We start from the raw sequence: 20720 nt of genomic DNA, 5'->3' as shown, positions 1-20720 counted from the left end.
GCTCATGGCGCACGCACTGACGCCGATCCGATCGGGGTGGAGGTGGTTCCGTGACTGGCGGCGGAACCGGCCGTTCTGGGGCGGCTTCCTCCTCGTCGCGGCCGGGATCGAGCTGCTGGTCGCACCCGCCGCGCAGAGCCTGATCCTGCCGATCGACCTGGTCATCTACGCGGGCATCGCCGGGGTCTACGGGCCCCTCATCGCGCTGCTGCTGATCTCGCTCGGCGTGCTGAGCTGGCTCCAGCCCGCGCAGCACGTGTTCTTCGGCCTGGTCGGGCTCATGCTCGCCCTCGTGTCCTTCCCGACCTCCAACTTCGGCGGATTCGTCATCGGCATGCTGCTCGGCATCGTCGGCGGATCCCTCGTGTTCGCGTGGTCCCCCGAGGTCAGGCGCCGACCCCGTCGGCGCCGCGGGGACCGAAACACAGTCGAGGACACCGAGGACACCGACGGGGAGCCCGATCCCGCTGAAGGGGACGGCGAGACCGAGGGCGCCGGGACGCGTTCCGAGACGCCCGCCGGGGACCACACCCCGACCGAGACCGTCGACCCGCCCGCATCGCGCGGCCCGACCCGTTCCCTGGCCGCCGTCGCCCTGCCGCTCGCCGCCGCCGTCGCCCTCGCCTCCGCGCCCGCCCCCACTCTGGGCTGGCCCTGGGACTGGCTGGTCCCCGGTGACGACAAGGAGCAGAACGAGGAGCGGCCCTCCGAGGAACCGTCGGACGAGCCCACCGAGCGGCCCGGCGGCACCGACCCGGGGAACCCCGAGGACGACCCCACTGAGGACCCGGCCGACGAGGACCCCGACGCGGAGGAACCGGAGGACGAGGAGGAAGAGGAGACCGAGCCGGAGGAGGGCGACGCCGAGGACTGCGAGCTGCGTGTCGGGGAGGCCGCCCTGGTCGAGGACGAGGAGGATCTCCTCGCGGCGGTCCTGGCCTGCCAGGCCGCCCAGGACGAGGGCCTGTACCCGGAGGTCCTGGTCGACTCCGACTACGACTGCTTCCGGGGTTCGGTCCGGGAGTCCGGACTCACCGCCGACAGCCTCGCCATGTACGGCGCCCGCTACCGGGGCGTCGTGGAGTGTCCCACCGAGGACGGTCCCCGGCGCTACATCCGCCTCACCATGAGCAGCGGCGACGTCCGGGGCGGCGAGCTGTGGTTCGACGACCTCGGCACCCGGCGGAGCCTCGGGCTGCCCACCATGAACATGACCGGTGACGTGGAGATGCACGTGACCCGCATGCACGTCCGGCTGCTCGGGATCCCGCTGACCTTCACGCCGGACTTCCCGCCACCGCTCCTGCTCCCGATCATGTACCTCACCGACGTGGACGTGGACAGCCCGATGGCGTACACGGACTCGATGACTATCCCCGACCTGAACGGCCAGTACGGCGACGGCTAGTCGCCCAGGAGCCGCCGTGGCCCCCACGGCACCTGACGGGGACGCCCGGCAAGGGGCGTCCCCGTTCCCGTGCGGACGGGCTCCGGGCACCCAGGCCCGAACACCCTCGCGCCCCAAGCGGGCACCCCGACAGGGCGGGTCGCCCACAGGGGGCGCCCGCCCGGTCAGGACCTCAGCGGCGGTGCGTCAGCGCACCGGGATCACCAGTTCTCCGAGATCAGACGGCTCGGCTGGCCCACGTGCGACACGTACAGGGCGTCGCGGGCCCGGGTGCAGGCCACGAACAGCAGCGTCCGCTCCTGCTGGTGGGCGTGCTCCAGGGCCACCTGGTCGCCGTCGGCGGCCTCCAGCGCGGCCTTGGGCGGCAGCAGGTGGTCACTCACACCGACCAGCGCCACGCAGCGGAACTCCTGGCCCTTCATGCTGTGCATGGTGCCGACCCGGACCGCCGCCGGGTCGGCGGCGCCCTCCACGGGAGTGGTCCGCACACCGAGGGCCTCCAGCTCCTTGGCCACACCGCGCACCACCCAGTGGTTGCGCCCGGCCACCGCGATCTCGGCCGGGTTCACCCCGGCCTCCAGCCACACCCGGACCCACTCGCCCAGGGCGTTGAGCTCCTCGGCACGGCTGTCACAGCCGCGCACCACCGGAGCGGGGCCGCGCAGCAGCGAACGGTAACCGGCCAGGGTGTCCGCGTCGTCGTCCATCCCGAGGGCCGACCTGCGCCCCAGGATCGGCATGCTCCAGTCCAGGATCTCCTGGGTCACCCGGTAGCTGATCCGCAGCCGGTGGCCCCGGCCGCGCACGTTGATCCCCAGCGAGGCCAGCGACACCCGGTTGTCGGACACCCGCTGGTTCGGGTCGCCCACGATGAACAGGTCGTCGGAGCACTCAGGGACGGCGGCGCGCAGCATCCGCCACTGCGTCGGGTGCAGGTCCTGGGCCTCGTCGACCACCACGTGCCGGAACAGCGGACCGGTGCGGCCCAGCAGGCGCGCGGCCTCACCGGCCAGCTGCGGGTGGGACCACAGGCCCTCCACCCGCATCGCGCCCACGTAGCGCCGGACCGTCTCCCACACCTGCCGCCGGTGTTCGGGTGCCAGGTGCTGGACCCGGCCGCTGCGCTCGCAGCGGATGTAGTCGGGCAGCAGCTCCAGACCCTTGGCCAGGATCACCTGCTCCCACTCGTCCACCAGGAAGCGGCCGGAGAAGGGCAGACCGTCCGCGAGCGCGACCGCGCGCCAGCGCTGGGCCAGCTCGTCCCTGCCCACCATGCGCGGGGCGACGCTGGTGTGCGACTGCACGATCGACCGGGCCAGGCTGTCGACGGTGGCCACCCGGACCCGGGAGCGCGTGTCCGGGTCGGGCAGCAGCTGGTCGAGGCGCTCGGACAGGGACTGGGCCAGGGCCCGGTTGTAGGAGGTGAGCAGGATGGACTCGCGGTGGCCACCGGGGTCCTCGGCGGCGTCCAGTTCGGCCAGGTGCGCGGCGCGGTACAGGGCCATCACGGTCTTGCCGGTGCCGGGCCCGCCGGTGACCTGAGCCGATCCCCTGAAAGGCGCCTTGACGACCCGGTGCTGGTCCGGGTGCAGGGTGATCCGCCACTGGGAGAAGGGCGCGCCGAGGGCGCCGGAGAGCTCGGGCGGGCCGACGGGGGTGGGGTCGACGCTCTCGCTCCCGACCTCGGTGAGGGTGTCGGAGGTGCGCGGGCGCAGGCTCCGGGCGTAGCGGAGCGCCTCGTCACGCGGGCGCACGGTGAGCAGCCGGTAGTGCGTGTCGGCGGCGTCGTCCCCGGCCGGTTCGGTTCCGGCGTCGGGGTCGGGGACGATCACGCCGGACCAGTCGGGGGCGATGCTGACGACCCGGACCCGGGGGTCGGCGGCGCCCTCGACGGACTCCGTTCCCGGGTGGTCGCCAGCCTGGTAGGCGCGCATCACGGCCAGGGTGTCGAGCTGGACCTCGGGCGTGAGACGGCTGAAGTCGCTGAGGAAAGTCGGGGCGATCGCAAGGGCTGACACGTGGTGTGTTCCTCCGGTCTTCGACCTGGTGGTGGCTCTGGTGGACGGTCGGATCGGATGTGTCGCGGGAGGAGGCCGACGGGCTTCGCTCCCACCTGAGACATGCTCGCGGCGGAATTTGGGCAAACGCCGCCCGAGGGTGGATTCGCGGCAGGTTTCCGGAGTGTTGGTCTCTTCTTGTCCTTGCAGGTCAGGGTGGTGTTTGCGTAAGGGAGTTCGATGGTGTCCCGGAGGTTCTCCGGGGCCTTCCGAGTGGCCTCTTCTGACCTGCGGTTCCTTGGGGCGGGGAAATGTCCGAAAGTGGGGTTGTGTCGTGGACCGAAACCCGTGAATCGCGCGTGGATCTCGCTGTTCGCGCTGAGAAGCACGGGGGAGGGGAGGGGCGGCAGGCTCGTGGGAACGCGGTGACCGAAACCCGACGTGGGTGCGGGGCGCGGGAGGGGCACGAACATGAGAGGTCACCCGGTCCGGGCTCACACTCTGGCCAGTTTCGGACACGCTCTGTGCGGAAGGCCGCGCGGTGCGAGATCGTGTACGCACCCGGGGCGCATGACGCGTGGTTCAGGACTCTGCCGGGGTCCGTCCTACCCCGGCAGAGTCCTCAACCACCCGGAGGGCGGGGTCGTCGGCCCGCGCGACGAGTGCGGCCGTCGACCGCTCCGGCGTGAGGGGGACCTCGACCACCCTAGAGAAGCGGTACCCCGTCCCCGGCCTCCCCAAAGCCCCGACGCCGCCGAAGCCCCGCGTCGTCGAGGGTCCCGCCCGCCGCGGCGATGTTCCCCCTCGGCCCCGGGGCCCCTTCCGGCAGTGCTCATCGTGTCCCCTCCCTCCCGTGCCGATCCGTCCCGCACCGCTGCGGCTCCCGGGCCGACGCGGCTCCGTCTCCGTCCCGTGTGCTGCCTCAGCGCCACGCCGCACCCTCCTCCCTCCCGCGCCGATCCGGGCCCGGTCGGCGGGCCCCAGGTCGTCGACTCCGGAACGCATCCTGCCGTGTGGGTGCGACAATCGGCCCCGGGGCGTGACGACCGTGGTCGCGGGTGCGGACGCCCGACGTCCGTGGCGGCGCGGACCGGGGGGCATGCTCTAACGTTGGTGAAGACAAACCGGGCGGAAGGAGCGGGACGAGCACGTGGCCCCCAACGACAAGAACCAACTGCGTATCTCGGACACCGAACGCGACCAGGTCGCGGAGATCCTGCGCGAGGCCGCGGGCGAGGGCCGACTGGACCTCGACGAGCTGGACGAACGCCTCGGCGCCGTCTACGCCGCCAAGACCTACGCCGACATCCAGCCCATCGTGGCCGACCTCCCCGCCGGCGCGGGCGGCTTCGGCGGCTCCGCGCCAGCCGGACCGAACCGACCCGGCGGACTCACCCCCCAGGTCCCCAGCCCGGTCTCCTCCGGAGGGCAGACGCTGTACCTCACGGGCCAGGGCGACTCCGTGGTGCGCAAGAAGGAGTGGACCGTCCCGCAGCGGGTCGAGGTGAACGTGCGGTTCGGGGAGGCCAGACTCGACTTCCGCGAGGCCCGCCTGACCGCCCCGGTCACGGAGGTCTGGCTGGACGTCTCCTGGGGCTCCGGCGACCTGATCATCCCCGAGGGAGCCACCGCGGAGGTCAACCTCGAGACCTCGTGGTTCGGCAGCCAGCGTTCGGACGTCGACTCCATCGCCCGCCACGGCGCCCCGCACTTCGTGATCACCGGCAAGAACCAGGGCGGCAGCCTCAAGGTGCGTCACAAGAGGTCAGGCGGCTGGTCCGACCTCTTCGGGTGACCCGGACGGCCCGAGGCCCGGTTCCCCCGCCCCCACCGTGCGCCATGATGGTGTGGCCGCGCGGCAGGGGCCGCACGGGGAGCGGAGGTCTCGGGCTGTGGGTATCTGGATCGCGGCGACGTTCGCGGGCGTGTGCGCCCTCGCACTGGCCCCCTTCGCCTGGACCTACCTCGCCAGCGCGCGCCGTCGCGGCACCGTCGCGTCCGTGCCCCACCGGCCCGTCGCCGTGGTGCTCGGCGCCGCCGCCTGGCACGACGGCCCCTCCCCGCTGCTCGCACGCCGCCTCGACCTCGCCGTCCGGCTGGTGGAGACCGGGAAGGTGGACCGGGTCATCGTCTCCGGGGACAACCGCGAGGTCTCCCGCCGCGAGACCGACACCATGACCGACTACCTCGTGGCCCGCGGCGTCCCCGCCGACCTGGTGACGGCGGACCCGTTCGGCTACCGCACCTGGGACACCTGCGTGCGGATGCGCGGGCTCTACGGGGTGGACGCCGCGACGATGGTCACGCAGTCCTTCCACCTCCCGCGCACCGTCTCCCTGGCACGGGCCGCCGGGATCGACGCGGTGGGGGTGGGCGACCCCAGCCTCGGGGCGCGCCGCCGGTCCACCCTCATCGGCTACGCGCGGGAGGTCGGCGCCGCCGCCAAGGCCCTCAAGGACGCCGTCCTGCGCCCCGAACCCCTCCGAGGGGAACTCACCGACTCGGACTCCTAGGCACCGTCGGGGGTTCCCCCCTCACCGGTGAGAAGCCCGACGCCCGACGCCGATTCGCGTGCGGCCGCCGAGCCGGGATAATCGGCACATGAACGCGACCACGGGAAACGAACCACACGACAACGCGGCGGACACGGACTGGACGGCCCTGATCCCCGAGGGCGGTGAGCGCGTCCCCGAGCTGCTCGAACAGGTCGCGGCCAGCGACAGCGCCCTGTCCGACCTCCACGACCTCATCCACTTCCCCGCCCCGGGCCACCGGGCGGCCCCCAGGGTCGTTGACCGCCTGGTCGACGTCGCCACCGCGGAGGAGACCCTGCCCACCGACCGGTGGCGCCCCCTGAGCCTCCTCCTCGAACTGGTCAGCGCCCACGCCGAGGACCGCTTCCCCCAGCACCGCGACCTCGACCAGTGGCGCGACGAGGTGGCCTGGGCCGTCTCCAACGACGCCGAGAAGGTCCGCGAGCAGTACCGCGCCTGGATGGAGGAGGCCCCCGACGAGCAGCACTTCCACCGGATGCGCAACCGCCTGGCCGTGATGGAGGCCGACGACGGCGCCGAGCTGCTCCAGGCCGAGCTGGACACCTACGAGGCGGTCCTGGCCCGCGTCCCCGACCTGGTCACCCTCCTCCAGGGCGGCGCCAACCGCGGCGGCCTCGACCGCGCGGGGGAGTGGGTCAGCTACCTGCTCGGCTTCCTGCCCTCCGACTCCGAGCGGATCTCCTCCGAGATCACCGGAGCCTCCCAGATGCTCCTCGCCAAGGACCTGCGCTCCGCACCCAAGGCCCCCACCTCCATGCGCGAGATCATGACCCAGGGGCTGGACAGCGGTGAGCCGCTGCCCGCCGAGCTGTTCGCCCTCGGCCAGGTGGCCGACCCCCGGGACGTCGACACCACCATCGGCCTCACCCACCAGATGGCCGGGGGCAACCTCTACAACTCCTTCGCCGCCTCGGTGGCGCTGGTGCTGATCCACGGCGAGAACACCCCGCGCGAGGGGCTGCGCCGGATCGGTCGCGGCGGCGGCACCACCGTGGGATACGAGGGTCTGTTCAACGAGTCGTGGCCGCACTGCGGGCAGCGTTCCCCGCAGGTCCTGGGGTTCCTGGCCCTGGGCCGCGCCGGTGACCGCGCCCGCCGCCTGCGCCTGGACATCCTGCCCGGGCTGATCAAGGGCGAGGACGACTCCCGCGCCCTGGTCACCGGCGCCGGTCTGGAGATGGTCCTGGGCCCCCGCTCCAAGGGGCACACGGTCGAGGAGCACGCCCAGGCCGACTACGACGAGGAGACGTTGAAGGTCCTGTGGGCCATCGCCGAACTGCCCGCCTCCGCGTGGGAGGACGAGGAGTTCAGGGAGACTCTGCGGGCCTGGGCGCTGCCGGACGACGCCGAGGAGTACTGCGCCCTGGTCGGTGTGGAGCCCGAGCCGGAGGCGGAGGAGCCGCAGGAGGCCGCGCCGCAGCAGCCCCAGGAGGCGCCCGCCGGTCTGTTCGGCCGCCTCTTCGGCGGAGGCCGCTGACCCCACCCCCGAACCCGCTCCCCGGCGCCGAGGCCCCGGAGCGGGTTCGCGGTCAGGGGGTGCGTGCGGCGGCGAGGGCGTCGTCCACGCCGGTCTCGTAGTCGCCCAGGAAGTGGGGGTCGGGCCGGAACACCACGGTGCCCAGGGCCGCCACCGCCGCCGGGACCTCACGGGCCCACCCGTAGACCGTGGCGACGGCGCGCTGCTCCATGCTGGCCCCGCCCACCCCGACCGTGTCGATCCCCGCCGCACGGCACAGGCGCACCGCGCGCGGCAGGTGGAACTCCTGGGTGACGACCGTGGCCTCCTCCACGCCGAACACCTCGCTGGCCCTGGCGCACGAGTCCCAGGTGGAGAACCCGGCGTGGTCGCCCACCACCCTGTCCTCGGGGACGCCGGCCTCCACCACGTAGTCGCGCATCGTGTCGGTCTCGTTGTAGTGCTCGGCCCCGTTGTCGCCGGTGACCAGGACCGCCTCGACGCTCCCGGCCTCGTAGAGCTCCACCGCCAGGTCCAGCCGCTGGGCCAGCAGATAGCTGGGCAGGCCGTCGGAGCGGACCCCGGCGCCCAGGACGATGGCCACGGGCCGGTCCGGAACGGAGTCCACGGAGTGCCGCAGGCCTCCGGTGGAGGCCAGCACCCACACGAACGGCGCGCACCCCAGGAGCACCGCGGCCGCGGCCAGCAGGGCCAGACGGCGCCGCGACCACCTCCGGCGGGAGGGTGGCGTGTCGGGGCGGTCGGTGGTCTCGGACCCGGGAACGGATTCCTCGTCGGGGCTCGGTGTCGCTGAGGTCGTCACATCAGGGGAGACGCACGGGGAACGGCCGGAGTTCCGGGCGGGGCGGGCGTCCGCCCCCGGAAACCCACCTGTGTGGCAGGGGTGCCCGGGGCTAGAGTCGGCGCATGTCTGCACAGCCCCACGAATCCGCACGGTCCCCCCACGACGACCTCCCCCCGAGGCTGAGGGCGATCGCCGACCTCATGCCCGGATCCCTGCGCGAGGGCGCGGGAATGCACGAGTACGACGGCAGGGCCGCCGACCTCTCCCCGGAGGGGGTGCGCGCCGCCCTGGCCGGTCTGGGCGGTGAGCCCCTGGACGACCCCCACGACGAGGACCACCTGACCGCCTTCGAGAACGGGCTCCGCCACGAACTGGGCGAACTCCAGACGCACCGGACCAACCCGCTCCACCACGTGGGCGAGATGGACCTGTCCAGCTACGAGCGCGCCTACGCCCCCGAGGCCGAACGCGCCGCCGCGCGGATCGAACACCTGCGGCTCTGGCCCACCCTCGCGGACAACGCGGTCGCCGCGCTGGACCGGCTGAGCGCGCCGGTCGCCCAGTCCCTCCTGGGCGCGGTCCGAGGTCTCGCGGAGGGGCTCCCCGAGGGGCTTCCCGACGACGTGCGCCGCGACGCCCTGGCCGCGCACGCGCGCCTGCTCGCCCACGTCGAGCACGCCGCCGGACACGGCCCGGAGAGCGCCGCACTGGGCGCCGAGGCGCTCAGCCGTCTGATGGGCACCGGAGAGGCCATGGAGGTCGACCTCGACGCCCTCGCGGCCCGCGCCGACGCCGAACGCGACCGCCTGCGCGCCGGACTCGCGGCGGCCACGGCGCGGCTGGCACCCGGGCGGGATCCGATGGAGTTCAGCCGGGAGCTCACCCGCCAGCACCCCGACTCCGAGGGTGTGCTGGACGCCGCCCGCACGTGGACCCGGATCGCCCTCGACTTCACCGAGGAGCGCCAACTGGCCCCCTTCAACGACGGCGAGTGCCGGATCGACGTGCCGCCGCCCGCGCTGCGCTGGGCCACCGCGATGATGGCGTGGTCCGGCCCCTGGGAGGCGGACAACCCGTCCTTCTACTACATCACCCCGCCCGACCCCGAACTGTCTGAGCGGGAGGCCGCCGAGTGGCTGGAGCAGTTCAGCCACACCACCCTCCCGGCGGTGAGCGTCCACGAGGTGGCGCCCGGCCACTTCTCGCACGGGCGGGCCCTGCGCCAGGCGCCCAGCCAGGTGCGCCGGGCCCTGCACTCCATGACCTTCGCCGAGGGGTGGGCCCACTACGCGGAGGAGATGTGCCTGGAGGAGGGGTTCGGCGCCTACGCCGCCGAGCGGCTGGGCGACCCCGACTGGACCGCCGACCACTACGAGATCGGCGTGTGGCTGGAGGCGCTGATCCGCGTGACCCGGCTGTCGGTGGCCATCGGCGTGCACACCGGCACGATGACGGTGGAGCAGGCGGCGGCGCGCTTCTCCGAGGACACCCCGTTGCAGGGTCCGGCGGCGCTCTCCGAGGCCCGGCGCGCCACCTTCGACCCGACGTACGGTCGCTACACCTGGGGGAAGCTGGAGATCCTGGCGCTCCGTGAGCGCGCCAGGGAACAGTGGGGGAGCGCGTTCTCGCTGCCGCGCTTCCACCGCGCGCTCCTCCAGCTGGGCTCGCCGCCCCTGGGCCTGATCGGCGCGGCCCTGGACGACTGACCGGTGGGGCCCGGGGACACCGGCGCGGTGTCCACGGGCCCCTCGTCCCTAGGCCCCGGGGGTCTCCTGACCCGGCAGGCCCAGGTCGGCCAGGGCGGTCCGCACCCGGCCACGGGCCTTCTCCAGGGACCTCGCCGCCGTGACCGCGTCCACCTCGGCCAGCAGCGACACCAGGGCCACACGGGTGTCGCCCTCGGCCTCGGAGAGGGCCTCCGCGCAGACCTCCTCGGTCAGACCGGTGGCCTCCACCAGGATGGTCACCACGCGCCCGCGCAGCTTCCCGTTGGTGGCGTCCACGCCCACCATCAGGTTCGAGTAGGTCCGCCCGATCCGCACCATCACGGCGGTCGAGAAGGCGTTCAGCAGCAGCTTCTGCGCCGTGCCCGCCTTCATCCGGGTGGAACCGGCGATGACCTCGGCTCCCGTGGACACACCCACGTGCACGTCGGCGGCCGAGGCCAGCGGGGCGTCCGGGTTCGCGGTGATCAGCACCGTGGCGGCCGACCTCTCACGGGCCGCCTCCAGGGCACCGCCCACGTACGGGGTCCGGCCGCTGGCGGCCAGGCCGACCACCAGGGCGCCCGGCCCCACGGCGGCGGCGTCGATCCGGCCGGACTCCCAGTCGTCCTCGATCCCCTCGACCGCGCGGACCAGGGCCTCGCCTCCGCCCGCGTGGTGGGCCACCACCCACTCCGGGGGGACCCCGTAGGTCGGCGGCAGCTCGGCCGCGTCCAGCGCCGCGATCCGCCCGGAGGTGCCCGCGCCGAAGTAGTGGATGCCCGCGCCGCGCTCCAGCGCCGCCACACCCAGCTCCACGGCCCGGGCCAGCTCCGGCAGTACCGCGGCGACCGCCGCCGCGACGGTGGTGTCCTCGGCGTTGATCTGCCGCAGCACGTCCAGCGCGGGGAGGAGGTCGATGTCGTAGGTGCCCGAGTTGCGGGCCTCCGTGGGCGCCCGCACGATCACGGCCCCACCGTCGGCCGCTCGCCCGTCTGATCCGTTTCCGGGGTCCTGCTCCGTGCCACCGTGCACTGCGCTCTCCTGTTCGGTCCGCACCCTCGTCCTTCCGCTCGGCCGCGCCCGGCGGGCGGGCGGGTCAGTCGTCGCTTCCGGCGGGGGTGTTCCTCGCGGCGGACGCCTCGTTCCGCCGACGTCTGCGGTCGTCGCTCAGACGGAGACCACGGACCGCCTCGTAGGTGGTCTCCAGAGCGGTCCTGCTGTCCGTGTAGCGGATCTGCGCCAACCCGACGAACAGGCAGTCCACCACGGTCAGCTGGGCCAGCCGGGACGCCGTGGCGCCCGATCGGAACATGGTCTCCCGCGCCGCCGTGGTCAGCACGTGGTCGGCGAACCCGATCGGTGACCGGGGGAAGTTGGTGATCGCCACCGTGCGCGCCCCGCGTCGGCCCGCCTCGGTCAGCGCCTGCACGGTGTCGATGGTGGTTCCGCTGTGCGAGATGCCGATGGCGACGTCGCTCCCCTCAAGGAGGGCGGCGCTGGTCAGCATCACGTGCGCGTCCGACCACGCGAACGAGGTCAGCCCGATCCGGTGCAGCTTCTGCTGGAGGTCGGCGCCGACGAAGGCGCTCGCACCCACCCCGTAGATGTCGACGCGTCGCGCGTTCGACATGGCGTCGATGACCGCGCGCAGCACCTCCACGTCCATGGCGGCGCCGGTCTCCTCGACGGCCCGCGCGTCGGTGTAGGCGATCTTCTGCACGACGGTGACGAGGGTGTCGTCGGGGTTGATGTCACTGGCCAGCTCGGCCGCGTCGCCGCGCGCGCCCCGGGCCTGACCGGCCTCGGTGGCCAGCGCCAGGCGCAGCTCGCGGTAGCCGCTGAAGTCGATGGTGCGGCAGAACCGGATGACCGTGGCCTCGGAGGTCGCGCAGTCCTTGGCCAGCTGGGTGATCGAGGAGGCGGCGGCGCGTTCGGGGTCGTCGACGACCCGCTGGGCCACACGCTGTTCCGCCGGGGCCAGCGAGGGGAGTAACGACCTGATCCGCAGGACCGTCGTGGGGACCGGCGGTGGAGGGACGTCGCCACGGCCGCCAGACGGCTTCGGGATTTGCGCCATGGAGGAAAGTTTCTTTCGGTCGTGGTGCAGAGTCAACGCACTGGCGGGAAAAACCGGGAGATTCAAGGATTTCAAGGGACGGCCCGTGCGGCAAGTGCCCCTGTTCTGATTGCGATATCCCAGCTCAGACGGCACCCTTGGAGGCGAGGCGGCACGTTCCCACCCAACACACCCGTGTCCGCCTCACAGGGGGGATGGAGCCGTGCCGCTGTACGACCCGCCAGAGGTTCGGGGCGCGGCGACCGTCGACGCTGCCGTGACGGCCTCCCAGGGACTCCACGTCGGCCTCCTCGGCCGTTTCGTGGTCCAGGTCGACGGCGTTCCGCTGAGCCTGCGCGGCGACCGCCGCCGCGCGCTCCTGGCCACCCTGATGCTCAACACGGGCCGGACCGTCTCCACCGACGAACTCATCGAGCGCGTCTGGGACACCCCGGGACAGGCGGCCAGGGGAGCGCTCCAGGTCCACGTGGCCCGGGCGCGCGCCCTCCTCGAACGGCACCTGGGGAGTCCGTTGATCCAGGGCGCGGACGGCGGCTACCGGATCGACCTCGACGAGCACCGTTCCGACCTCCTGCTCTTCCGCTCGCTGGCCGAACGGGCCGAGCGCGCCGCCGCCAAGGGGGAGACCGACGAGCACGCCGACCTGCTGCACCGGGCCCTCAACCTGTGGCGCGGCCCCGTCCTGGGCGACGTCACCGCGCCCCTGCTGCACGCCCGGGACGTGGCGCGGCTGAACGAGGAGCTGCTCCGCGTGGCCGAGCGGGGGTTCGACGCGGCCCTGGCCCGTGGGGAGCACCAGCGCGTCGCCGCCCGTATCGGCCCCCTCGTCGTCGACCACCCCGAACACGAACCCCTCATCCGGGCCCAGATGATCGCCCTCTACCGTTCCGGCCGCCAGAGCGAGGCGCTACGCGTCTACGCCAGGACCCGGACCGTGCTCGCCGAGCGCCTGGGGGCCGACCCCGGCCGCGAGCTCCAGGAGACCTTCCACGGCATCCTGCGCGGCGACCTCGACTCCCGCCTCGGTGCCGGTCCCGCCAAGGCGGCTCCCGCCACGGGCGCCCTCGTGCCGCGTCCGCGCACCCACAACGAGACCCGGCCCTGCGCCGCCCGCCGCGCCACGACCCGGCCGGGCAGGGGCCTGGTGCCCGCCGAGCTCCCGTCCGCGCCGCGCACGCTGGTCGGTCGGGCCGAGGCGATGGCCGAGCTCGACCGCCTCGTCGACCCCTGCTCGCCGGTGCCGGGCAGCGTCCTGGTCCGGGGCCCGGCCGGGGCGGGGAGCAGCGCCCTGGCGGTGCGCTGGGCGCACTCGGTGGCCACGCACTTCCCGGACGGCCAGCTGTACGTGAACCTGCGCGGCCCCGACGGCAGCCCGCGCCAGCCGGGGGAGGTACTGCGCCGCCTGGTCCGCTCGCTCTCCGCCGGGGTCGTGGACGCCCGGAACCCGGACGGTCCGCCGACCGAGCCCGACGAGGTGGCCGCCAGGGCCCGTTCCCTGATGGCGGGGCGCCGGGTGCTGATCGTGCTGGACAACGCCGCCACGGCGCACCAGGTACGGCCCCTGCTGCCCGGCGGTCAGGGGAGCTGCGCCGTGGTGACCAGCCGCAACTGGCTGACCGACCTGTTGGTCAGGGACGGGCTGCGTGCCGTGCCGGTGGGCGCCCTGCCCGAGGAGCACGCGGTCACCCTGCTGCGGTCACTGCTGGGCCCGGACCGCTGTCCGCCCGAGTCGCTGCGGCGCGTGGCCGAGCTGGCGGGCTGCCTGCCGCTGTCCCTGCGGATGGCGGTGGCCTGGCTGGACGCCCACCCGGAGCGGTCCGCGTCGGAGCTGGTGGGACTGGTGGAGCGGGAGGACCCGGCGCACGGGGTCTCGCCCACGGCCCGGATGGCCGCGGTCCTGCGCGCCGGGCCCCTGGGGGCGGGCACGGTCGCAGGGAAGTACCGACCGGGTCCGGAACCCCGGGCCTGAGTCTCCGCGATCCGTCTTACGGTCGGCTTTCATCCAGGCGAAGTCCTCGTGTGCGGATGCGGGGGACCGGTGGGCGCCGGAGCCACGGGGGTGACCTGGTTGTTTCGGAAAGTCCGGGTTTTGGTCATCCCAACAGAGGGTTGTGAGATCGACCGGATCTTCCCCAAGGGGTGCTCAGCGGTCAGATGAGTCGCTAGTGTCAAGGCCATGACGCAGAACAACGATCCCAGCATGGACCCGGCGGGAACCACCCAGCACTTCCGCCGTTTCGTCGACGAGAACCCCGAGCCCGAGGAGGCTCCGCGCCGCCCGATCCTGCCGCTGGTGCTCGCCGGCGTCGGTGTCGCCCTGACCGTCGGCATCATCGTCGCCCTGTTCGTGGCCTTCTTCTAAACGGAGCGGTACGAGCCGTGCCCGGTGGGTTCGCCCCTTCCGGGCCAGGGCCGCGATGTGACGGGGCCGACGCGTGGTCGGATCCGAAACCGGTTCGCGGCCACCCCGTGGTCCTGCTAGAGTTAACTCGTTGCCGCAGAGAGCCGGAAGGCGCGAAGCGGAGACCGGCGTCATTAGCTCAGTTGGTTAGAGCAGCTGACTCTTAATCAGCGGGTCCGGGGTTCGAGTCCCTGATGACGCACAGCGAAGGGTCCTGGCGGGTGGAGTTCGTCTCCACCGGCCGGGGCCCTTTTCCGTGTGCCCCGGGGGCCCTGTGGGGCTCCGCGGGGGCCTCCTCCGTGTTCTGGGGCACATCGCCCGTTTCCGGCCCCGGGCGCTCCAAAGTTCGGGTAGAGTTAACTCGTTGCCGCAGAGAGCCGGAAGGCGCGAAGCGGAGACCGGCGTCATTAGCTCAGTTGGTTAGAGCAGCTGACTCTTAATCAGCGGGTCCGGGGTTCGAGTCCCTGATGACGCACAGCGAAGGGTCCCGGCGGGTGGAGTTCGTCTCCACCGGCCGGGACCCTTTTCCGTGTGCCCGACGGCCCGCCTCCGTCCCGGTCGGGCCGAAACCTGCGTAACGAACTCCCGAATCGGTTGAAACCTTCTCGCCGTCGGACGCGTCTGGATAGATACGCCGATACCCCTCCCGAGTCGGTGAGCAACCAGATACCCCGTGGAGTCGTCATGTTGTCCGAAGCGCACCGCCCCCTGCTTGGCCGAATGGCCCTCGTGGCCGTGGCCACCGGTGCCGCCCTGTCCCTGTCCGGGTGTGGCCTGCCGCTGCTGCCGCCCGCCCTCACCGGGGGCGGCGACGAGCCCAGCGAGGAGTACGACCCCGAGGCGGCCGAGGAGACCGAGTACGACGAGGAGAGCGAGCCCGCGGAGGACGTCGACGCGCCCGTCGGTGCCGAGGACCAGGACATCAACGCGCTCGCCGTGGGCGACTGCCTGAACGAGATGTCGACCGAGGTCGACGACTCCGTCAGCTCGGCGCCGATCATCGACTGCTCCGAGCCCCACGACCTGGAGGTCTACCACGGTGGCTTCCTGGACAGCGGCCTCGACTACCCGGGCCGCGAGGAGCTCATCGAGATGGTCGACGAGCAGTGCCTCGGCACCTTCCAGACCTTCGTCGGCACCTCCTACGAGGAGTCGGCCCTGGTCTTCCAGACCCTCTTCCCGATGGAGGAGGGCTGGGAGATGGGTGACCGCGAGTACCTCTGCCTGATCAGCCAGATGGACGGTTCCCAGACCACCGGCACCCTCGCCCAGTCCAACCTGTAGGCGCCACCCGGACGCGCGGCCGTGACCGCGGAACGTGAACGAGGGTCCGCGCCGCGCGAAGGCGCGGGCCCCCGTCCGTTCGCTGGCACCGGAGGCCACTCCGGGTGCGTGTTCCGCCGCGCCCTCCCCGAATGTCGTCACCCCGCGAGATGATCGGTGCGGCCTCGGTTCCTTTCCGCCAGGGGAAGGCCGGGCAATCGCCCGCCACCCGACGGTTCCTTTCGTTTCCCGGATCCTTCCGTCGCCGCTTCCCACCCGGTGGGAAAAGTGCCCCTGGTGAGTGCTGGATGCCATGACTTTCCAGGTCAGGCGTGCTGGATCGCCCTCGTTCGGTCACCTGGAGTATTCATGCGTCACATATTCGTGTTCGCTGGAAAACCAGATTGACATCGCGCTCCACCTGGTGAATTCTTTCATTCTCGCCACCACCGTTCCGGCGAGATTCCCCGCAAGCAAGAAATCCCGGAGTTCCCTCATGTCTTCCCTCTCCCCCGCCGTCCGCGGTGCCGCCCTCACGCTGCTCTCCGCCGGTGCCGTCGTCAGCCTGTCCGCCTGTGGCGTGCTCAACTCCGTCCTCGGAGGGGGCAACGTGATGGAGATCGGGGTCGGTGACTGCTTCACCGAGAGCGAGATGCAGACCGCCCTGGGCGGCGGGGAGGTCGAGGACATCCCCCTCGTCGACTGCTCCGAGTCGCACGACTCCGAGGTCTTCCACGTCGAGGACCTGCCGGAGGGCGACTTCCCGGGCACGGAGTCCGTGAACGCGTCCCTGGACGAGATCTGCGCCGGCAGCGCCTTCACCGAGTTCGTCGGTGTGGATTACGCGGAGTCGGAGCTCTACGCCAGCGGTCTCAGCCCGACCTCCGAGACCTGGGAGATGCTCGACGACCGCGAGATCGTCTGCTACGTCGCCTCCGACGCACCCATCACCGAGAGCCTCGAGGGCGCCAACCGCTGACCCGTCACCGGTCCCTCCGTACGGGAAGGCCCGCGCCGTGCGAACGGCGCGGGCCTTCGTCATGCCGGTGCGACCCTCCCTACCTCAGGGCGGTCGGCGTCAGCCAGGCGTCCGGCTGTTCGACGTCCGTCAGGATGACGTCCGGGGCGGCGTCGAGGGCCGACACCTCCGCGGCGTCCGGTCGGGGGATGCCCCCGCACTCGGTGTCCTCCGGAACCACGCCGTCGATCAGGTAGGCGTCCACGACCTCGTTCACGCAGGGGTAGCCCAGCTCACCGGTGTACGGGTCGGGCATGAGGTAGAACCCGTGGCCGCCCTCGTCCGTGACGGTGAGCAGGGGGCTCTCCAGTCGCTCGGCCATGGCCGGGCCGCCCGCGTAGTGGGTGTTGGCGTCGTGGTCGGCGGCGATCACCAGTGCCTCGGGGTGTCCGTCCCGGACCAGCTCGACCGGCTTCTCGGTCGGCGCGTTCCGGGTGAAGGTGCACGCCTGCGGGGCGGTCCACAGGGCGCCCGTGCTGTACGGGTGCGCGTCCCGGTACTCCCGCGACTGCTGGTGGTACAGGCCGAGCCGGTCGGGCCACTCCGACTCGCAGACCACCGCGGAGAACAGGTCCATGTTCGTGTCGAAGACGGGGTTGATCTCCGGCTGTTCCACCTCCTCGCCCGGGACCGGTTCGCCGTTGACCAGCAACTGGAGGAACCAGGCGTTGGCGTCCCAGTGGCCCTGGGCGCGCGAGGCGCCGAATACCAGGCTGTCGAAGGCGGCTCCGTCGAGCAGTTCGAGGTTGGGGACGTTGTCCCGGGGCTCCTCGTCGAGCCGCGCCGAGGTCTCGTCGAAGAGGGCGACGATCTCCTCGGGGTCGGTACCGAACCCGTACACGTCGTCGTGCTCCGCGAGCCAGGCGGTGTAGCGCTCCAGGTTGGCCGTTCCGGCCGGGGCCTGCCCCAGGAACACGTCCCGCCAGATCTCGGCGGGGTGAACGGACGAGTCCAGGACGCTGCGGTCGAGCCGCTCCGGGAAGAGTGAGCCGTACACCGGGCCCAGGTAGGTGCCGTAGGAGTAGCCGAGGTAGTTGACGGTGTCCTCGCCCGACGCCGCGCGCAGCACGTCCATGTCGCGGGCGGTGTTGGCGGAGGTCATGTGCGGGAACCGGTCGCCCTCGGCGGCGTCGCAGGCCCGGGAGTACCGGATCTTCTCACGCGTGTCCGCCGCGATCTGCGCGTCGCTGGCGCGGAAGCGGATCATCGGGAACTCGACGCCGCAGTCGAGAGGCGAGGAGGCCCCGGTGCCGCGCGGGTCCATGCCGATGAGGTCGTACGCGGCGTGCGCGGACGATCCGGCCAGCGCGGCCGGCATGATGCGGGCCGCTCCGCCGGGACCGCCGGGGTTGATCATGAGGACGCCGCGGCGCTCCTCGGGGTCGGTGGCGGCGGCCCGGCTCGCGGCGACGGTCAGCCGGGTGCCGTCGGGATCGGCGTAGTCGAGCGGGACCTCGAACTCGGTGCACTCCAGGCCGGTGAGTTCGACCTCGGGGCACTCGGCCCAGACGATCTCCTGGTCGTGGAAGGCGGCCAGGGCGGAGTCCTCCACCGGATAGCCGGGGGAGAGGGGAGCCGTGACGGGGTCGGCCGCGGCCGGGGGCGTCGCCGCCAGGGAGAGGGCCAGTCCGGTGGCGGTGGCCACCGCGACGGCGCGGATGGTGTTGCGTGCTCGGGGCACGGGGGGTTCCCTCCGATGTCCTGCCGCCGGGCGGGGGAGCGGGTCCGTTCCGGCAGGCGCGAGTGATGACTCCGTGACAGTACGAAGCGCCCATAGAGCAGCAAAACCATCAAAAGTAGCGTCTTCCCGCTTCTTCGGATGAGTGGCCGGATACGGCCACAAGTTAGTTGGCAATTTGTGGGTCTATGTCATCTTTTGTTCTTTTTGTGATGCCGATCATGTCGCACAAAAGACGCCGTTTGGTCACGAGGGTGGCGTGAGCCACATCGGTGGCGTTACCGTGATGTTCTATTAGGAAAGTTTCCTAATTAATACGTGCCTGCCCCCACCCCCTCCCCCCACCGCCGTGCCCCCTGCTCGAAGGAGCCTCGTGGCCACCGAAATCGCGGCCTCCCCACCACCTCCGGACACGGGTGAACCCGGGCCCGCCGCCCCCCGGACGACCCAACGCCTCCTGAACCGGATCTGGCGCAACTACGTCTTCGTGAAGCTACGCAAGGCCTTCGTCGTGGTCTTCGTGGTCGCCAATGTGACGTTCTTCCTCGGCCGCGCCATGCCGGGCGACCCCATCGACGTCATGGCGGGCCGCCTCACCCAGGGCGGCATGTCGATGAACGAGGCCCGGGCCATCGCGATCCACTCGCTGGCCTACGACCCGGACGCGCCCCTCTTCCGGCAGTGGTGGGAGTTCATCGTCGGGCTGTTCACGCTCGACCTCGGCGGCACCATCAACCGCCCCGGATACAGCGTCACCGAGGCCATCGGCGCCTACCTCCCCTGGACCCTCTTCAGCATCGGCGTCGGCACCCTCGTGGCGATCGCCCTCGGCCTCGCCCTGGGCATGATCATGGCCTACCGCCGCAACCAGGTCCTGGACCACGTGCTCAGCGTCCTGGCCTCGGTCCTCGGTGCGATCCCGAACTACCTCATCGCGATGGTGCTGGTCGTCGGCGGCGGCATGTACCTGGGCTGGTTCAACCCCATCGAACTGCGCGGCACGCTCAGCCCCGGCGTCCAACCCGAGTTCACGCTCAGGTTCGTCGGTGACGCGTTCTTCCACGCCGCCCTGCCGATCGGCACCTACGTACTGGCCATCATCGGCACCTGGATGCTCGTCATGAAGGCCTCCACCACCGAGGTGCTGGGCGAGGACTACGTGACCGTGGCCCGGGCCCGGGGGCTGCGCGACGGCCGCATCGCCACCGCCTACGTCGGCCGCAACGCCGTCCTGCCGCTGGTCGCCCAGATCGCGATCTCCTTCGGCACCCTCGTCGGCGGCGCGATCTTCGTCGAACAGGTCCTCGTCTACAAGGGCGTGGGCGGTCTGCTCCTCGACGCGGTCAACTACCGCGACTACCCGCTCCTCCAGGGGCTGCTCATCATCATCACCTCGTGCGTGGTGATCGCCAACCTCGTCGCGGACCTGCTGTACAGCAGGCTCGACCCGCGCATCCGGAAGTAGGGGGACGCACGCATGGCCGTCACCACCGCACCAGCGTCCGCGGGCGTCTGGGGCACCATCTGGCAGGGCATCACCCGGAGCACGAGCGGCTTCATCGGACTCTGCCTGGTCCTCAGCGTCCTGCTGTTCTCCTTCGTGGGACCGCTGCTGATCGACCACCACAACCCCACGGACGTCAGCAAGATCTGGGGCCCGATGAGCTCCGAGCACTGGCTCGGCACCAACCACGAGGGCAAGGACACCCTCACCCAGCTGATCCTCGGCGGGCGCGAACCCATCCTGGTCGGCCTCATGGCCGCCGTCATCACCGTCGTCATCGCCGTCGCCCTCGGCGCGGTCGCCGGATACGTCCGGGGCCGGATCGACCACTTCCTGCTCCAGCTGACCGACATCACGATGACCATCCCCTTCATCGTCCTGATGCTGGTCATCGCCTCCTTCTACCGGACCTCCTCCCCGCTGGTCGTCTCCTTCATCATCGGGCTGGTCACCTGGCCCTACCTGATGAGGTCGATCCGCGCGCAGGTGCTGACCCTCAAGGAGCGCGAGTTCATCGAGGCCGCCCGCCTCCAGGACCTCGGCACGGCCCGCATCCTCTGCGTCGAGGTGCTGCCCAACATGGCGGGCTACATCTTCATCAACTTCATCATCGCCATCACCAACGCGATCTACGCGGTCGTCGGCATGTACCTGCTCGGCCTGCTCCCCAGCACCGCCGAGAACTGGGGGCTGATGATCCAGCAGGCCTGGGACAACAACGCCTTCCTCCTCCCGCAGGCGGCGCCCTTCCTCGTCGCCCCGATGGTGATGATCATGCTCTTCCAGATCGGTCTGGTCACCATGACCCGGTCCCTGGAACAGGCCCTCAACCCACGACTCCGGGACAGGTGA

The 20720-nt window shown here is 71.8% G+C and carries 16 protein-coding genes and 2 tRNA genes; 13 read left to right on the top strand and 5 right to left on the bottom strand.

What is annotated here, in order from left to right; all coding sequences use genetic code 11:
- The first annotated feature begins 4 nt into the window (after positions 1-4).
- Complete coding sequence (locus AC0VYL_RS21475) at positions 5-1408, top strand: DUF6114 domain-containing protein (RefSeq protein ID WP_475481326.1); 1404 nt, start codon at positions 5-7, stop codon at positions 1406-1408.
- 200 nt (positions 1409-1608) lie between these two features.
- Here the strand turns inward: AC0VYL_RS21475 and AC0VYL_RS21470 are convergent, their stop codons facing one another.
- Positions 1609-3426, bottom strand: coding sequence for a UvrD-helicase domain-containing protein (locus AC0VYL_RS21470; RefSeq protein WP_475481325.1), 1818 nt, complete (start codon positions 3424-3426; stop codon positions 1609-1611).
- Between the two features lie 1129 nt (positions 3427-4555).
- Here AC0VYL_RS21470 and AC0VYL_RS21465 point away from each other — a divergent pair.
- The 3 genes from AC0VYL_RS21465 (at position 4556) to AC0VYL_RS21455 (ending at position 7437) form a co-directional block, all read left to right on the top strand.
- Positions 4556-5200 (top strand): DUF1707 SHOCT-like domain-containing protein, encoded by a 645-nt coding sequence (locus AC0VYL_RS21465; RefSeq protein WP_475455348.1) that lies wholly within the window; start codon positions 4556-4558, stop codon positions 5198-5200.
- A gap of 97 nt (positions 5201-5297) precedes the next feature.
- Complete coding sequence (locus AC0VYL_RS21460) at positions 5298-5918, top strand: SanA/YdcF family protein (protein ID WP_475481324.1); 621 nt, start codon at positions 5298-5300, stop codon at positions 5916-5918.
- Between the two features lie 88 nt (positions 5919-6006).
- Positions 6007-7437, top strand: coding sequence for a hypothetical protein (locus tag AC0VYL_RS21455; protein ID WP_475455344.1), 1431 nt, complete (start codon positions 6007-6009; stop codon positions 7435-7437).
- Between the two features lie 52 nt (positions 7438-7489).
- On the opposite strand, the gene AC0VYL_RS21450 is transcribed toward AC0VYL_RS21455, so the two are convergent.
- The gene (locus tag AC0VYL_RS21450) at positions 7490-8239 is read right to left on the bottom strand and encodes a SanA/YdcF family protein (protein WP_475481323.1); all 750 of its coding nucleotides are present in this window, start codon (positions 8237-8239) and stop codon (positions 7490-7492) included.
- Positions 8240-8343: 104 nt separating this feature from the next.
- Here AC0VYL_RS21450 and AC0VYL_RS21445 point away from each other — a divergent pair, with 104 nt between their 5' ends.
- Entirely contained in the window at positions 8344-9927 is a 1584-nt protein-coding gene (locus tag AC0VYL_RS21445) for a DUF885 family protein (protein WP_475481322.1), read from the top strand.
- A 48-nt stretch (positions 9928-9975) separates the two neighbouring features.
- Here the strand turns inward: AC0VYL_RS21445 and AC0VYL_RS21440 are convergent, their stop codons facing one another.
- Both AC0VYL_RS21440 and AC0VYL_RS21435 read right to left on the bottom strand, forming a co-directional pair.
- Complete coding sequence (locus AC0VYL_RS21440; RefSeq protein ID WP_475455338.1) at positions 9976-10983, bottom strand: N-acetylmuramic acid 6-phosphate etherase; 1008 nt, start codon at positions 10981-10983, stop codon at positions 9976-9978.
- A gap of 40 nt (positions 10984-11023) precedes the next feature.
- Positions 11024-12004, bottom strand: coding sequence for a MurR/RpiR family transcriptional regulator (locus tag AC0VYL_RS21435; RefSeq protein ID WP_475455336.1), 981 nt, complete (start codon positions 12002-12004; stop codon positions 11024-11026).
- 202 nt (positions 12005-12206) lie between these two features.
- On the opposite strand from AC0VYL_RS21435, the gene AC0VYL_RS21430 reads away from it, so the two are divergent.
- The 6 genes from AC0VYL_RS21430 (at position 12207) to AC0VYL_RS21405 (ending at position 16647) form a co-directional block, all read left to right on the top strand.
- A complete protein-coding gene (locus AC0VYL_RS21430; protein WP_475455334.1) occupies positions 12207-13973 on the top strand; it encodes an AfsR/SARP family transcriptional regulator in 1767 nt (588 codons plus the stop codon).
- Between the two features lie 207 nt (positions 13974-14180).
- Complete coding sequence (locus AC0VYL_RS21425) at positions 14181-14366, top strand: hypothetical protein (RefSeq protein ID WP_378737445.1); 186 nt, start codon at positions 14181-14183, stop codon at positions 14364-14366.
- Positions 14367-14533: 167 nt separating this feature from the next.
- Positions 14534-14607: transfer RNA gene (locus AC0VYL_RS21420), tRNA-Lys, on the top strand.
- Between the two features lie 199 nt (positions 14608-14806).
- Positions 14807-14880: transfer RNA gene (locus AC0VYL_RS21415), tRNA-Lys, on the top strand.
- Between the two features lie 209 nt (positions 14881-15089).
- Complete coding sequence (locus AC0VYL_RS21410) at positions 15090-15689, top strand: septum formation family protein (protein ID WP_475455332.1); 600 nt, start codon at positions 15090-15092, stop codon at positions 15687-15689.
- Between the two features lie 475 nt (positions 15690-16164).
- Complete coding sequence (locus tag AC0VYL_RS21405) at positions 16165-16647, top strand: septum formation family protein (RefSeq protein WP_475455330.1); 483 nt, start codon at positions 16165-16167, stop codon at positions 16645-16647.
- Between the two features lie 79 nt (positions 16648-16726).
- Here AC0VYL_RS21405 and AC0VYL_RS21400 read toward each other — a convergent pair whose 3' ends face one another.
- Complete coding sequence (locus tag AC0VYL_RS21400; protein ID WP_475481321.1) at positions 16727-18367, bottom strand: alpha/beta fold hydrolase; 1641 nt, start codon at positions 18365-18367, stop codon at positions 16727-16729.
- A 370-nt stretch (positions 18368-18737) separates the two neighbouring features.
- Between AC0VYL_RS21400 and AC0VYL_RS21395 the strand changes: the two genes are divergently transcribed.
- Positions 18738-19829: an ABC transporter permease gene (locus tag AC0VYL_RS21395; protein ID WP_475455327.1), complete on the top strand. Its 1092-nt coding sequence runs from the start codon at positions 18738-18740 to the stop codon at positions 19827-19829.
- Positions 19830-19841: 12 nt separating this feature from the next.
- The gene (locus AC0VYL_RS21390) at positions 19842-20720 is read left to right on the top strand and encodes an ABC transporter permease (RefSeq protein ID WP_475455325.1); all 879 of its coding nucleotides are present in this window, start codon (positions 19842-19844) and stop codon (positions 20718-20720) included.

The organism is Nocardiopsis sp. iso_238, from assembly GCF_056173325.1.
The sequence above is the reverse complement of the archived record's forward strand: the minus strand, read 5'-3'. Positions and strand labels throughout refer to the sequence as shown.